Below are 14,007 nucleotides of genomic sequence, written 5' to 3' on the forward strand. Positions count from 1 at the left end.
GCGGTGGCCGCCGGACGGGGCTGGCCGAAAGCATGACAATCCAACAAGTGAAATGACAGGTCTGGTTCACCGATTGGCCAGGTCTCGCCAGCCCGGCGGATTGTGAACAGAACGACAAACCGGGCGAATCGCCCCGTCTTTCAGCGGGTTACCGCCCGAACCGAGGCCTGATAGCGGGCCGGAGGCCGGGGCGGCGACCAACAACGGCCCCGCCCGGGCGGATTGGCGGGCGTTCACATCCCCGCAACGTCCTGGTACGGACCAGCCCGTCCCACTGGCGGGATCCCGCCACGCGTCGCGCTTGTCCACCATCAGGACGCCTGATAGCAGCGGCCCCACCCGCCGGTACGGTAAGGAGGTGGCCAAGCCCCTCGCACTCGACTTCGACCCGATCGCCCGCGCCGACGAGCTCTGGACCCGCCGCTGGGGCGGGGTCCCCTCGATGGCGGCGATCACCTCGATCATGCGCGCCCACCAGATCCTGCTCTCGCGGGTGGACGCGGTGCTCAAGCCGTACGGTCTGACCTTCGCCCGCTACGAGGCGCTGGTGCTGCTGACCTTCAGCCGGACCGGCGAGCTCTCGCTCTCCAAGATCGGCGAGCGGCTGATGGTCCACCCCACCAGCGTCACCAACACCGTCGACCGCCTGGAGCGGGCCGGTCTGGTCGCCCGCCGCCCCAACCCGCTGGACGGCCGCGGGGTGCTCGCCTCGATCACCGACCGCGGCCGCGCGACGGTGGAGGAGGCCACCCGGGAGCTGATGGCGATGGAGTTCGGCCTGGAGGAGTACGACGCCGACCAGTGCCGACAGGTGTTCGAGCTGCTCCGGCCGCTGCGGATCGCCGCCGGCGACTTCACCGAGCCGGACGCGGCCGCGGCCGGGGACTGATCCGCCCGGCGGCCCCGGGGCGCCGCGCGGCGCACCCGTAAGCGGCGGCTACCCTCGTTCGGAGCGGTGCGCAGCTTTCCGGACGCACCGGCCGATCCTGCCGAGCGAGGCGATGAAGAGTATGAAGGCGACCCCCCTGCTGGGCTGGTACCGGGCCCTGGCCATTGCGACCGGTGTGGCGCTGCTGGTGTTCTGCGGCTTCATGGTCGCGAAGTACGGCTTCGGCACCGCCGAGGACGTGACCACCTACGTCGCGATGCTGCACGGTTACCTCTACATCGGGTACTTCGTGGTGACCTTCCTGCTCGGCCAGAAGCTCAAGTGGCCGCTCGGCCGGATGATCTTCACCCTGGCCGCGGGCTGCATCCCGTTCGCCTCCTTCTTCGCCGAGCGCAAGGTGGTCGCCGAGGCCGCCGCGAAGCTCCCGGCCGGTGCCGCCGCCGAGCGGCAGGCCGCCGGCGTCTGACCGTCATGCCGAAGGGCGCCCTTCCCCGACCGGGGGGAGGGCGCCCTTTCGCATGTCGGGCCGGGTTGCCGTCGACAAGTACTAGGACGTCCGAGTAAATTAGTAGGACGTCCTAATAGCTGTGCCGTCCCGGTGCCGTGGCGGCCGTACGGAGCGGAGTTCGGAGCCATGGACGCCGAGGAGATCGAGCGCGGGCGGCAGCGCTGGCAGCAGCGGTACGACAGCGCCCGCAAGCGGGACGCGGACTTCACCACCCTCTCCGGGGACGAGGTCGAGCCGGTCTACGGCCCGCCCGCCGGACAGCCCGTCGAGGGCTTCGAGCGGATCGGCTGGCCGGGCGAGTACCCGTTCACCCGCGGCCTGCACCCGACCGGCTACCGCGGCCGGACGTGGACCATCCGCCAGTTCGCCGGCTTCGGCAACGCCCAGCAGACCAACGAGCGCTACCGGATGATCCTGGAGGCGGGCGGCGGCGGCCTCTCGGTCGCCTTCGACATGCCCACCCTGATGGGCTACGACTCCGACGACCCGAAGTCGCTCGGCGAGGTCGGCCACTGCGGTGTGGCCATCGACTCGGCCGCCGACATGGAGGTCCTGTTCAAGGGCATCCCGCTCGGCGAGGTCACCACCTCGATGACGATCAGCGGCCCGGCCGTCCCGATCTTCTGCATGTACCTGGTCGCGGCCGAGCGCCAGGGCGTCGACCCGGCGGTGCTCAACGGCACCCTGCAGACGGACATCTTCAAGGAGTACATCGCCCAGAAGGAGTGGCTCTTCGCCCCCGAGCCGCACCTGCGCCTGATCGGCGACCTGATGGCCTACTGCGCCCAGGGCATCCCGGCGTACAAGCCGCTCTCCGTCTCCGGCTACCACATCCGCGAGGCCGGGGCGACGGCCGCGCAGGAGCTGGCGTACACGCTGGCGGACGGCTTCGCCTACGTGGAGCTGGGCCTCTCCCGCGGCCTGGACGTGGACGTGTTCGCGCCCGGCCTCTCCTTCTTCTTCGACGCCCACCTGGACTTCTTCGAGGAGATCGCCAAGTTCCGCGCCGCCCGCCGGATCTGGGCCCGCTGGATGCGCGACCGCTTCGGCGCCAAGACCGACAAGGCGCAGTGGCTGCGCTTCCACACCCAGACCGCCGGGGTGTCGCTGACCGCCCAGCAGCCGTACAACAACGTGGTCCGCACCGCCGTCGAGGCGCTCTCGGCGGTGCTCGGCGGCACCAACTCGCTGCACACCAACGCCCTGGACGAGACCCTGGCGCTGCCGTCCGAGCAGGCCGCCGAGATCGCCCTGCGCACCCAGCAGGTGATCATGGAGGAGACCGGCGTCACCAACGTGGCCGACCCGCTGGGCGGTTCCTGGTACGTCGAGGCGCTCACCGACCGGATCGAGGAGCAGGCCGAGGCGATCTTCCAGCGGATCCTGGACAAGGGCCGCGAGGACCACGAGATCGGCCCGGTCACCTCCGGCATCCTGCGCGGGATCGAGGAGGGCTGGTTCACCGGGGAGATCGCCGAGGCGGCCTTCCAGTACCAGCAGGCCGTGGAGAAGGGCGACAAGCGGGTCGTCGGCGTCAACTGCCACCCGCGCAGCGTCACCCCCGAGCTGGAGATCCTGCGGGTCAGCCACGAGGTCGAGCGCGAGCAGGTGCGCGTGCTGGCGGAGCGGAAGGCCGGCCGGGACGAGGCGGCGGTGCGGGCCGGGCTGGACGCGATGCTCGCGGCGGCGCGTTCGGGCGAGTCGATGATCCCGCCGATGCTGGACGCGGTGCGGGCCGAGGCCACCCTGGGCGAGATCTGCAACGCGCTGCGCGAGGAGTGGGGGATCTACCGGGAGACCGCCGCGTTCTGAGCACGCGGTCCTCGGGCGCGCCCCGGGGCGAACCGCCCCGCACGGTCCTCGTGCGGGGCGGTTCGGCGTTCCGTGGGCCGGCCGGCGTGCGGCCCGTCGGCCGGCTCAGCCGGTCGTCAGGCTCGGGAACGGCCCGAGCAGCAGGTTGGTGAACCGCCGGGTCCAGTCGGCGGTGATCGGCTCGCCGCTGACCAGCACCCGGTGCTCGACCGTGCCGGCGATGGTGTCGAAGATGATGTCGATCTCCTCGCCGGCGGCCACCTCGTCGGCGTCCGGGGCGAGTTCGCCGCGCGCCTGGGCGGCCGCCCGGCCCTGGCGGACCAGCCGCTTCTGCGGGTCGACGATCGCCTCCCGGATCCGCCGGCGCAGCTGCCGGTCGCGGGTGCCCTCGGCGAACAGCGCGAGCAGTGCGGCCTGGGTCTCCGGCCGGGCCAGCAGGTCGGCGAACTGGGCGACGACCGCCTCGATGTCGGCCCGCAGGCTGCCGAGGTCCGGCATCACCAGCTCGTCGAAGAGGCTGGCGACGGCGTCCACCACCAGCTCGTTCTTGGACGGCCAGCGGCGGTAGAGGGTGGTCTTGGCGACCTTGGCGCGGGTGGCCACGTGGCCCATGGTCAGCCCGCCCCAGCCGAGCTCGGCCAGGGCCTCGCGGGTGGCGTCCAGGATGGCGAGGTCGGCGGCGGCGCTGCGCGGACGGCCCTTGGCGCGGGTGGTGGCGCCCTCGGGCCCCTCCGGGCTCCCGGGGGCCTCGTCCAGGGCCTCCAGGGCGTCCGGAGCGGCTTCCGGGAGGCGCTCCCGGCCCGTCGGGCGTGCCGGGGGCGTGGGGGGCTGGGTGGCCGGCACCTGGCCTCCTTGGGTTTTACTGGTAAGTAACTTGGGTGGGACCGGTAACGGTAGCGACTCCCCGCGCCCCGGGTCAGCCCGGCCGCCCGGGAAAGTGGGACAGCTCACGTCCCCGGAAGCGGGGATGGGGTTGCGGCGGGGGCCCACGGTCCAGTTACGCTACGACTCGTAGCGAAAGCAGTGACAACCAGGCGCCGTGACCCGTGGGACGGGAGCGGCGCGGGCGCGGGTGGGGATCCGCGCCGAACGGTTCAGGCTACCGGGGGACGGGTCGTCCACCCCGGGATTCGGTGCCGCGCAGCCCGCGCGGCGCGACTTTCCCGGAGGTTGGTGCCCGCCAGCAGCGCGGACGGGGGAGGATGGTGCCATGCAGCCACGGAATTCGCGTCTCAACAGCTCCGCCCTGCGCGGTGCGGTCGACCTCGCCGCAGTGAAGGCAGCCGGCGAGGCTGCCCAGAAGGCCGAGCAGGCCCGGGCCGAGCGGGCCCGTCAGGCGGCCGCCGCCGAGGCGGCCGGGGTGGCACCCGCCCAGGCCCCGTACGAGCTCGTCATCGACGTCACCGAGGACACCTTCGAGGCCGAGGTCGTCCAGCGGTCCACCGAAGTGCCGGTGGTCATCGACTTCTGGGCCGAGTGGTGCGGGCCCTGCAAGCAGCTCAGCCCGATCCTGGAGCGCCTGGCCGAGGAGTACGCCGGCCGGATCGTGCTCGCCAAGATCGACGTCGACGCCAACCAGCTGATCGCGCAGCAGTTCGGCATCCAGGGCATCCCGGCCGTGATGGCCGTGGTGGCCGGCCAGCTGGTGCCGCTGTTCCAGGGCGCCGAGAACGAGGCCAACGTCCGCAAGGTGCTGGACCAGCTGATCCTGGTCGCCGAGCAGCGCTTCGGCGTGGTCGGCGGCGCGGGAGTGCCCGGCGGTGCCGCCGGCGGGGCCCCGTCGTACGTGCCGGAGGACCCGGCGCTGGTGGCCGCGCACGAGGCGCTGGTCCGCGGCGACCTGGGCGGCGCGATCCAGGCGTTCGAGAACGTGCTGGCCGACCAGCCGGGCAACGCCGAGGCGAAGGCCGGCCTGGCCCAGGCGCAGCTGCTGCGCCGGGTGGAGGGGCTGGACCTGCAGACCGTCCGGGCGGCGGCCGCGGCCGACCCGAAGGACGTCGAGGCCCAACTCCGCGCGGCCGACCTGGACCTGGCCGGCGGTCACGTCGAGGACGCCTTCGGGCGCCTGGTGGACACCGTCGGGCGGACCTTCGGCGAGGACCGGGACGCCGCCCGGCTCCGGCTGCTGGAGCTGTTCGAGGTGATCGGCGCGGACGACCCGAGGGTCACGGCGGCGCGCACCGCGCTGGCCCGCGTCCTGTTCTGATCGGGCGTCCCTGGCACGGCGGATGACCTGCGGTGTCGCTGGAGATTTGGCGACAATACGGTCATCGCGTCAGAGGTTTACCAAATCTTGACAACACCCGTGGGTGGTCACTTCGCGTGACCACCCACGGGTGTTTCGCTCGTGTTTCGGGCGGATTTCTTCGTCACGATTCCTCCAATCCGTCACTCAGGGTGCGCGTGTGGCGAAATTCATGATCGCCGACATTGGATGTTGGATTACCCGTCAGTAATGAACCCCTTGTGCTTCGCCCGGGATTCAAGCAGCATCGGCGACGCCCGGTCCCAGACTCCACCCCTCCGGCAGCCGGTCGGCGAGCGGAGCGAGGGATCCCCACCGGGCGAGCCGTCGGCCGAGGCCGTCGGCAGGGAGGGCAGGGGGGTATCCGCGGTCCCACGGCGGTTCCTGTCCTTCGATCCGGCCGCGCGGCCCGCGCGGTCGCTGGTTGTCGCTCGGGGGTGATCGCCGTTGTCGTCGGTCCTGCCCGCCGCCCCACGAGGGTGGTCGGTGAAGGGACGGGAGTGCCGCCGGGTGCCGGCCGCTCCCGCGTCCGACGACGCCCACGGCGCTTTCCGCTACCGAGGACGTAGCTCTCTCCCATCCCAGGCCCCCACCGGTGCGGGACGCACCGCCGGGCGCCGGAGATGTACGTCCTAGAAGGAGGACTCGCATGTCCCAGACCTACGGCAAGACCCGCTGGAAGCGCTTCGCCCTGGTGATGGTGCCGGGCATCGCCGCCACCGCCGCGGTCGGTGTCGCGATGGCGAACAACGCGCTGGCGGCTTCGTTCAGCGTCTCCGGCCAGAACTTCAAGGTCACCACGCAGGAGCTGCACGGCACCAACTTCGCGCAGTTCGGCTCGATCGACGCCGAGGTGAACGGCACGCCGCACCCGGTCGCCGTCTCGGCCTTCGACTCGGCCACCATCAAGGGCCTCTGCCAGTCGGTGGTGACCGACCCGAACATCATCCCCGGTCTGCCGTGGAAGCTGCCCAAGATCACCCTGCGCCTCGAGGCCGGCCAGAGCGACGACCCGGCGAAGCAGGTCTCCGCGAAGAACCTGCTGATCGACCTCGACCAGCTGAACGCGGACGCCGAGTTCACCAACATCAACATCGGCCAGGACGCCTCCACCCTGAAGGGCTCCGCCGTCCAGGGCTGGAAGTCCCGCCTCGGCACCGGCCTGCCCTCCGGCGGCGTCGGCTTCGCCCAGGCCGCCGACAAGGCCGACCTGTCCAACGTGCAGCAGACCGCCTGGGCCACCTCGGCCGGCACCTTCAAGCTCCAGGGCCTGAAGCTCAACCTGCACACCGACGGCGGGCACGAGTGCTACTGAGCCGCTGACCGGCGGCGGGTCGTCCCGATCCGCCGCCCGACCGTGGCACCCCGGGGGGTCGGGGGCGGCGTGTGCGCCGTCCCCGGTCCTCCCCCTTCCGTTTTCCCCCTCGTTCACACCATCGAGGAGCTGCATCGTGTCCAGCGCCCTTGCCGAATACCGGCCCGCCGAGCACGAGAACCCCGCCCAGTGGGTGCGCCGGGTGTTCCGTACCTTCCGCCGGACGCGGCCGTACTACGGCGGCCTGCTGGCCATGCTTGCCGGCGTCCCGATCATGTACTTCCCGTACGCGAAGCTGTCGCTGAACGGCATGACGGTGACCATGGCGACGACGGCCGGCGCCGGGTCATTGATCATCGGCATCCTGCTGGTCGTGCTCGGCCTGACCGCCTGGTTCCAACCGGCCGTCCGGGTCTTCGCCGGCGTTGCCACCATGCTGCTCACGCTGATCTCGATCCCGGTCTCCAACCTGGCGGGCTTCGGCCTCGCCCTGCTGCCCGGTCTGATCGGCGGCGCGCTGATGGTCGCCTGGGCGCCGAACCCGGTCCAGCCGGGGGCCGAGGCCGGGCCGGTCGCCGCGGCCGCCGCCCAGGCGACGGTCCCGCCGTCGTCGGCCGGGTCCGCCACCGCCGTGCAGCCCGCCACCGCCGAGGCCGCCCCGGCCGCCGAGGCCGCCACCGCCCCGCTGCCGGCCGTGCCCGGCCAGGGCGGGTCGCCGCTCCTGGAGAAGGGCCCCGCCGCCGAGGGCACCGTCCCGCAGCAGCCCGGTGAGCCCGAGGAGGCACGGTGACCGCGCCGGAGGAGCAGCAGGGCCGGCCGGCCCTGCCGGAGCAGCGCTCCGGGCGGCACGCGGCGCCCCGGACGCCGGTCCGGGTCCGGCTGAGAGGCCGGGCGCTGGCGATGGCCGCGGTGCCGACCGCGCTGCTGATGGCCGCCGCCTACACGCCGAACGCGGCGGTCGCCGAGACCGCCGCCGGCAAGCCGTGCGCCACCGCGCCGGACGCCGGGCCGATCATCGCGGAGACGCCCGTTCCGAAGAGCGAGCTGCCCCCGCCGCTGCCCGGCCCGTCGGTGCCGCTCCCGGCGACCCCGACGGCCGCGCCGACGAGCACGCCCACCACGCCCACCACGCCCACCACGGTGCCTCCGGCTCCGGCCCCGGCCACCCAGGCTCCGGCGCCCGCGTCGACGCCGGCCTCGGCGCCGGTCCGGTCCGCGACCACCGGCTCGGGTTCCGGCGGGGTCGTCCAGGCCGGGCTCATCGACGACATCGTCGGCGGGATCACCAACCTGATCCACCCGAGCGCCTCGCCGAGCCCGTCGGCCTCCGCCACCACGGCGAGCCCGTCGGCGTCCGCGCCGGCCGCCGGCGACCGGGCGGTGGCCCCGCTCGCGGCCCCCGCCGCGCCCGCGCCGTCCTCCGCCGCCACGACGCCTCCGGCCGCTCCGGCGGGCGCGCCGAGCCCGGCGGCGTCCGCCGCGCCGAGCGGCAAGGCCACCGCCACCGCCAAGCCGTCCGCGAGCGCGAAGGCCACCGGCTCGGCCACGCCGTCCGCTTCCTCCACCGCGACGCCGTCCGCCTCGGCGACGCCGAGCAAGGACCCGAACTGCCTGGTCCCGCTGAAGGGCCTGGCCGCCGGTGACTCGGCGGACAATCCGATCCTGGTCCCGGACCAGAACTGGACCCTGCAGACCAGCCGGCTGACCCTGAACCACGCCGTCCTGATGGGCGTGGTCAAGGTCCAGACGCCGACCACCACCAAGCGGGTGCTGAAGTTCGTGGTCGAGAGCGTGGACATCGAGAACCTCGACATGTCGACACTGGAGGGCAACGGCAAGACCTTCCACGTCAAGGGCGCGCCGGGCTCGGTCTCCACCATGCGCAAGGGCCCGATCACCATGTACGTGGAGCGGATGTCCGGCCACCTGTCCCAGGTGCTGGGCATCCCGATCCCGATCGACCTGGGCGAGCTCACCCTCACCCCGGACGGCCCGCTGCCGCAGTGGCTGTACGACCTGATCGGCAAGCTGGAGATCCCGCTCTGGATGCAGATGACCAACGTCACCGCGATCCAGTCCGGCCAGTTCGGCGGCACGCTGAAGATCCCCGGCATGCAGCTCTACAACGACGACAAGCCGTACGTCGGCAACCGGTAGGCCGGTGCGACAACGCCCGTGGGGCGGCCCCTCCACTGCGGAGGGACCGCCCCACGGGCGTGTTCCGGGCGCCTACTCGCCCCGGGTGCCCAGGTGGTGCACCTGGACCATGTTGGTGTTGCCGGGGATGCCGGGCGGCGAGCCGGCGGTGACGATGACGGTGTCGCCCTCGCCCAGCTCGCCGATGCGCAGCAGCTCGCGGTCGACCTGGGCCACCATCTCGTCGGTCGAGCCGACCTGCTCGGTGACGTGCGCCTCGACGCCCCAGCTCAGCGAGAGCTGGTTGCGGGTGGCGTGGTCCGGGGTGAACGCGATCACCGGGATCGGCGAGCGGTACCGGGAGAGCCGGCGCGCGGTGTCACCGGACTTGGTGAACGCGACCAGCGCCCTGCCGTTGAGGAAGTCGCCCAGCTCGCACGCGGCGCGGGCGATGGAACCGCCCTGGGTGCGCGGCTTGCGGCCCGGGTTCAGCGGCTGGAGGCCCTGCGCGAGCAGCTCCTCCTCGGCCTTCTCGGCGATCCGGCTCATCGTGCGCACGGTCTCGACCGGGTACTTGCCGACGCTGGACTCGGCGGAGAGCATCACCGCGTCGGTGCCGTCCAGGATGGCGTTCGCGACGTCGGAGACCTCGGCGCGGGTCGGGCGCGAGGCGTGGATCATCGACTCCATCATCTGGGTGGCGACGATGACCGGCTTGGCGTTCCGGCGGGCCAGGGTGATCAGCTGCTTCTGGACCAGCGGCACCCGCTCCAGCGGGTACTCGACGGCCAGGTCGCCGCGGGCCACCATGATGGCGTCGAAGGCGAGGACGATCTCCTCCATCGCCTCCACGGCCTGCGGCTTCTCGATCTTGGCGATGACCGGCACGCGGATGCCGACCTCGTCCATGACCGCGTGGACGTCCTTGATGTCGGCCGCGTTGCGGACGAAGGAGAGGGCGACCATGTCGACGCCCAGGGCCAGCGCGAAGCGCAGGTCCTCCTTGTCCTTCTCGGAGAGCGCGGGCACGTTCACGGCCGCGCCGGGCAGGTTGATGCCCTTGTTGTTCGAGAGCACGCCGCCCTCGACCACCACGGTCTTCACCCGCGGGCCGTCGACGCTGACGACCTCCAGGGCGATGACGCCGTCGTTGATCAGGATCGGGTCGCCGGGCTTCACGTCGCCGGGCAGGCCCTTGTAGGTGGTCCCGCAGATGTGCTGGTCACCGGGGACGTCCTCGGTGGTGATGGTGAACTCGTCGCCGTTGTCGACGGTCACCGGACCGTTGGCGAAGGTCGCCAGACGGATCTTGGGACCCTGGAGGTCGGCCAGGACGCCGATGGCCTTGCCGGTGTCCTCCGAGACCTGGCGGACCTTGCGGTACCGCTCCTCGTGGTCCGCGTGGGTGCCGTGGCTCATGTTCAGTCGGGCGACGTTCATGCCCGCCTCGACGATGGCCTTCAGCTGTTCGTAGGAGTCCGTCGCCGGACCCAGGGTGCAGACAATTTTCGCTCGGCGCATATGGGTCAGTCTATCCGTTCGTGTTATAGGTGCATTCGGCACGAAACGCGAGGAATCGCCGACGAAGGATTCCGAGGAGCGAGACGACGGAGTGTCAGTCCCCGGACGGCCGTCAGTTCCCGGACTGCCCGTGCACCAGGGCGAAGGCCTGTCGCGCGATCTCCAGCTCCTCGTCGGTGGGCACCACGGCGACCGCCACCCGGGAGTACCCGGACGAGATGATCCGGGCCTCGCCGGAGCGCACCGAGTTCAGCTCCGGGTCCACCGCGATGCCCAGCTCCTCCAGCCCGGCGGTGGCCGCCGCGCGCACCGCGGCGGCGTTCTCGCCGACCCCCGCGGTGAAGGCGATCGCGTCCACCCGGCCGAGGACGGCGTAGTAGCCGCCGATGTACTTGCGCAGCCGGTGGACGTAGGCGTCGAAGGCCAGCCGCGCGTCGGCGTCGCCCTCGTCCGCCCGGCGCGTGATCTCGCGCATGTCGTTGTCGCCGCACAGGCCCAGCAGGCCGCTGCGGCGGTTCAGCAGGTCGTCGATCTCGTCGACGGACAGGCCGCCGACCCGGTGCAGGTGGAACACCACGCCCGCGTCGATGTCACCCGAACGAGTGCCCATGACCAGGCCCTCCAGCGGGGTGAGGCCCATCGAGGTGTCGACGCAGCGGCCACCGCTGACGGCCGACGCCGAGGCGCCGTTGCCGAGGTGCAGCACGATCACGTTCACCTCGGCCGGGTCCTTGCCGAGCAGCCGGGCGGTGGCCCGCGAGACGTACTGGTGCGAGGTGCCGTGGAAGCCGTACCGGCGCACCCGGTGCTCGTCCGCGACCGCCTTGTCCACCGCGTACCGGGCCGCGTGCTCGGGCATGGAGGCGTGGAAGGCGGTGTCGAAGACGGCGACCTGCGGCAGGTCCGGCCGCAGCGCCCGGGCCACCTCGATGCCGGTGATGTTGGCCGGGTTGTGCAGCGGGGCCACCGGGATGAGCCGGCGGATCTCGGCGAGCACCTCGTCGGTGATCACGGTCGGCGCGGTGAACCGCAGGCCGCCGTGCACCACCCGGTGGCCGATCGCGGCCAGCTCGGGGGAGTCCAGGCCCAGGCCGTCGGCGGCCAGCTCGTCGGCGACCGCCTTCAGCGCGGCGGAGTGGTCCGGGACGACCTGGAGGGCCTCCCGCTTCTCCCCGGTGCGCGGGGTGTGCACCAGCCGGCCGTTGGCCTCGCCGATCCGCTCGACCAGCCCGGAGGCCAGCCGGGCGCCGTCGAGCATGTCGATCAGCTGGTACTTCACCGACGAGGAGCCGGCGTTCAGGACGAGAACGCGCGTACCTTCACTCACCGTTGCTCCGCTCCTTGCGTTCCTGCGACTGGATGGCCGTGATCGCCACCGTGTTGACGATGTCCTCGACGAGCGCGCCGCGCGACAGGTCGTTGACGGGCTTGCGCAGGCCCTGCAGGACCGGGCCGACGGCCACCGCGCCGGCCGAGCGCTGGACCGCCTTGTACGTGTTGTTGCCGGTGTTGAGGTCCGGGAAGATCAGCACGGTGGCCCGGCCGGCCACCGGCGAGCCGGGCAGCTTGGTGGCCGCGACGTGCTCGTCCACCGCCGCGTCGTACTGGATCGGTCCCTCGACCAGGATGTCCGGGCGCAGCTCGCGGACCAGCTCGGTGGCCTTGCGGACCTTGTCGACGTCCGCGCCTGAGCCGGAGGTGCCGGTCGAGTACGAGAGCATCGCGACCCGCGGCTCGACGCCGAACTGGGCGGCGGTGGCGGCGGACTGGATGGCGATGTCGGCGAGCTGCTGGGCGTCCGGGTCGGGGTTGACCGCGCAGTCGCCGTAGACCAGCACCTCGTCGGCCAGGCACATGAAGAAGACGCTCGACACGATGGCCGCGCCCGGCGAGGTCTTGATCACCTCGAAGGCGGGCCGGATGGTGGCGGCGGTGGAGTGGACCGCACCCGAGACCATGCCGTCGGCGATGCCCTCCTGGACCATCAGGGTGCCGAAGTAGCTGACGTCCGTGACCACGTCCAGCGCCAGCTCGACGGTCATCCCCTTGTGCGCGCGGAGGCCGGCGTACAGCTCGGCGAACTGGCGGCGCAGCGGGCTGGTGGCCGGGTCGACGATCCGGAGCTGGGCGCGGTCGGCCGCCCGGTCCACGTCGAGGCCGATGCCGAGCGCGGCGGCCTTGCGGCGGACGGCGTCGACGTCGCCGAGCAGGGTGAGGTCGCAGATGTTGCGGCGGAGCAGGATCTCGGCGGCGCGCAGCACCCGCTCCTCGGTGCCCTCGGGCAGCACCACGTGCCGGCGCTCCGAGCGGGCCCGCTCCAGCAGCTCGTGCTCGAACATCATCGGGGTCACCCGCTCGGACCGGCCGACCTCGATCCGGTTGGTCAACTCGGCGGTGTCCACGTGCAGTTCGAACAGGCCGAGGGCGATCTCGGCCTTCCGCGGGCTGGCCGCGGAGAGCTTGCCCTCCAGATGGGTGAGGGTGGCGGCGGTGGGCCAGCTGCCCTCGGGGACGACCGCGACCGGGGTGCCGGGGGCGAGTCGGGCGGCCAGCGCCAGCACGTTCGGCCCGGGGTGCTGGCCGAGCGTCAGCAGGACGCCGGCGATCGGCGGGGCGCCGGCGGCGTGGGCGGCCAGCGAGCCGATCACCAGGTCGGCGCGGTCCCCGGGGGTGACGACGAGGGCGCCGTCGGTCAGCGCGTCCAGGAAGGTCGGCAGCATGGCGCCGCCGAAGACGAAGCCGCGGACGTCCCGGGCCAGGCCGGCCGCGTCGCCGAGCAGCACCTCGGCGCCGGTGGCCTCGACCAGCTGCGCGACGGTCGGCGCGGCCAGCGCCGGCTCCTCCGGGATGACGTACGCGGGGATCGGCAGCTTCTCGGTGAGCGCGCGCTGGATCCGCTGCTTGGCGCCCGGCGCGACCCGGTTGGTGACCATCGCCAGGGTCTCGCAGCCGAGATCGGTGTACGCGCGGTGGGCGTTGCGGACGTCGGCGATCACGGCTTCGGCGTCCTCGGCGTGCCCGCCGACCACCGGCAGCACGGCCGCGCCGAACTCGTTGGCGAGCCGGGCGTTGAAGGCCAGCTCGTCCGGGATGTTGGTGTCGGCGAAGTCGGTGCCCAGCACCAGCACCGCCTGGCAGCGCCGCTCCACCGTGCGGAACCGGTCGACCAGGACGGAGACCAGCTCGTCCTGCCCCTGGGCGGCCTGCAGCGCGGCCGCCTCCTCGTAGGTGAGCCCGTACAGCTCGTCGGCCGGCAGGTCGATCCGGTAGCGGGTGCGCAGCAGCTCGACGACGTGGTCCGAGCCGGGTTCGCCGGGCGCGTGCGCGTGCACCAGCGGCCGGAAGACCCCGACCCGGTCCACCTGGCGGGTGAGCAGTTCCATGACCCCGAGTTCGACCGCCTGGCGGCCGTCTCCCCGGTCGATCCCGGTCACGTACACGCTGCGCGCCACGCGGCTGTCTCCGTCCCGTCGTCTCAGGAAGTGGTCATATCGACCATACCTTCGCACCGGGACCATCCGTTCGCGAGCAGAGCCGCCCGGCGGGCGCAAGGGGCGAAGGTCACGTCGGGCGGGGCCGGG

The 14,007-nt window shown here is 72.4% G+C and carries 11 protein-coding genes; 7 read left to right on the top strand and 4 right to left on the bottom strand.

Annotated features, from left to right (window positions below; genetic code table 11):
• Positions 1–358 precede the first annotated feature (358 nt).
• The 3 genes from ACFVHB_RS05345 to ACFVHB_RS05355 all read left to right on the top strand — a co-directional run bounded on the left by ACFVHB_RS05345 (position 359) and on the right by ACFVHB_RS05355 (position 3,209).
• Complete coding sequence (locus tag ACFVHB_RS05345; protein ID WP_380315392.1) at positions 359–889, top strand: MarR family winged helix-turn-helix transcriptional regulator; 531 nt, start codon at positions 359–361, stop codon at positions 887–889.
• 121 nt (positions 890–1,010) lie between these two features.
• A complete protein-coding gene (locus tag ACFVHB_RS05350) occupies positions 1,011–1,355 on the top strand; it encodes a DUF3817 domain-containing protein (protein ID WP_380315395.1) in 345 nt (114 codons plus the stop codon).
• A 168-nt stretch (positions 1,356–1,523) separates the two neighbouring features.
• The gene (locus ACFVHB_RS05355; protein WP_380315397.1) at positions 1,524–3,209 is read left to right on the top strand and encodes a methylmalonyl-CoA mutase; all 1,686 of its coding nucleotides are present in this window, start codon (positions 1,524–1,526) and stop codon (positions 3,207–3,209) included.
• A gap of 105 nt (positions 3,210–3,314) precedes the next feature.
• Here the strand turns inward: ACFVHB_RS05355 and ACFVHB_RS05360 are convergent, their stop codons facing one another.
• The gene (locus ACFVHB_RS05360) at positions 3,315–3,965 is read right to left on the bottom strand and encodes a TetR/AcrR family transcriptional regulator (RefSeq protein WP_380315582.1); all 651 of its coding nucleotides are present in this window, start codon (positions 3,963–3,965) and stop codon (positions 3,315–3,317) included.
• Between the two features lie 454 nt (positions 3,966–4,419).
• Here ACFVHB_RS05360 and ACFVHB_RS05365 point away from each other — a divergent pair, with 454 nt between their 5' ends.
• The 4 genes from ACFVHB_RS05365 to ACFVHB_RS05380 all read left to right on the top strand — a co-directional run bounded on the left by ACFVHB_RS05365 (position 4,420) and on the right by ACFVHB_RS05380 (position 8,926).
• Entirely contained in the window at positions 4,420–5,415 is a 996-nt protein-coding gene (locus tag ACFVHB_RS05365) for a tetratricopeptide repeat protein (protein WP_380315400.1), read from the top strand.
• A gap of 688 nt (positions 5,416–6,103) precedes the next feature.
• A complete protein-coding gene (locus tag ACFVHB_RS05370) occupies positions 6,104–6,769 on the top strand; it encodes a DUF6230 family protein (protein ID WP_380315403.1) in 666 nt (221 codons plus the stop codon).
• A gap of 136 nt (positions 6,770–6,905) precedes the next feature.
• On the top strand, positions 6,906–7,559 hold the full coding sequence (locus tag ACFVHB_RS05375) for a DUF6114 domain-containing protein (protein WP_380315406.1): 654 nt from the start codon (positions 6,906–6,908) through the stop codon (positions 7,557–7,559).
• The gene (locus ACFVHB_RS05380) at positions 7,556–8,926 is read left to right on the top strand and encodes a hypothetical protein (protein WP_380315409.1); all 1,371 of its coding nucleotides are present in this window, start codon (positions 7,556–7,558) and stop codon (positions 8,924–8,926) included. Before ACFVHB_RS05375 ends, ACFVHB_RS05380 begins: the two co-directional genes overlap by 4 nt.
• Before the next feature lie 72 nt (positions 8,927–8,998).
• Here the strand turns inward: ACFVHB_RS05380 and pyk are convergent, their stop codons facing one another.
• From pyk to pta, 3 genes are all read right to left on the bottom strand, one after another.
• Positions 8,999–10,426, bottom strand: a complete 1,428-nt coding sequence (pyk, locus tag ACFVHB_RS05385) for a pyruvate kinase (RefSeq protein WP_380315412.1) — start codon at positions 10,424–10,426, stop codon at positions 8,999–9,001.
• A 112-nt stretch (positions 10,427–10,538) separates the two neighbouring features.
• The gene (locus tag ACFVHB_RS05390; protein ID WP_380315415.1) at positions 10,539–11,753 is read right to left on the bottom strand and encodes an acetate kinase; all 1,215 of its coding nucleotides are present in this window, start codon (positions 11,751–11,753) and stop codon (positions 10,539–10,541) included.
• Positions 11,746–13,878 (bottom strand): phosphate acetyltransferase, encoded by a 2,133-nt coding sequence (pta, locus tag ACFVHB_RS05395; RefSeq protein WP_380315418.1) that lies wholly within the window; start codon positions 13,876–13,878, stop codon positions 11,746–11,748. Before pta ends, ACFVHB_RS05390 begins: the two co-directional genes overlap by 8 nt.
• Between the last annotated feature and the right edge of the window lie 129 nt (positions 13,879–14,007).

The sequence above is a fragment of the Kitasatospora sp. NPDC127111 genome, assembly GCF_042677465.1.
In the GTDB taxonomy this organism is placed as follows: domain Bacteria; phylum Actinomycetota; class Actinomycetes; order Streptomycetales; family Streptomycetaceae; genus Kitasatospora.

Coding starts and splice junctions, on each gene's coding strand:
- ACFVHB_RS05365 (WP_380315400.1), top strand. CDS start 4,420: ATGCAGCCACGGAATTCGCGTCTCAACAGCTCCGCCCTGCGCGGTGCG.
- ACFVHB_RS05370 (WP_380315403.1), top strand. CDS start 6,104: ATGTCCCAGACCTACGGCAAGACCCGCTGGAAGCGCTTCGCCCTGGTG.
- ACFVHB_RS05355 (WP_380315397.1), top strand. CDS start 1,524: ATGGACGCCGAGGAGATCGAGCGCGGGCGGCAGCGCTGGCAGCAGCGG.
- pyk (WP_380315412.1), bottom strand. CDS start 10,426: ATGCGCCGAGCGAAAATTGTCTGCACCCTGGGTCCGGCGACGGACTCC.
- ACFVHB_RS05350 (WP_380315395.1), top strand. CDS start 1,011: ATGAAGGCGACCCCCCTGCTGGGCTGGTACCGGGCCCTGGCCATTGCG.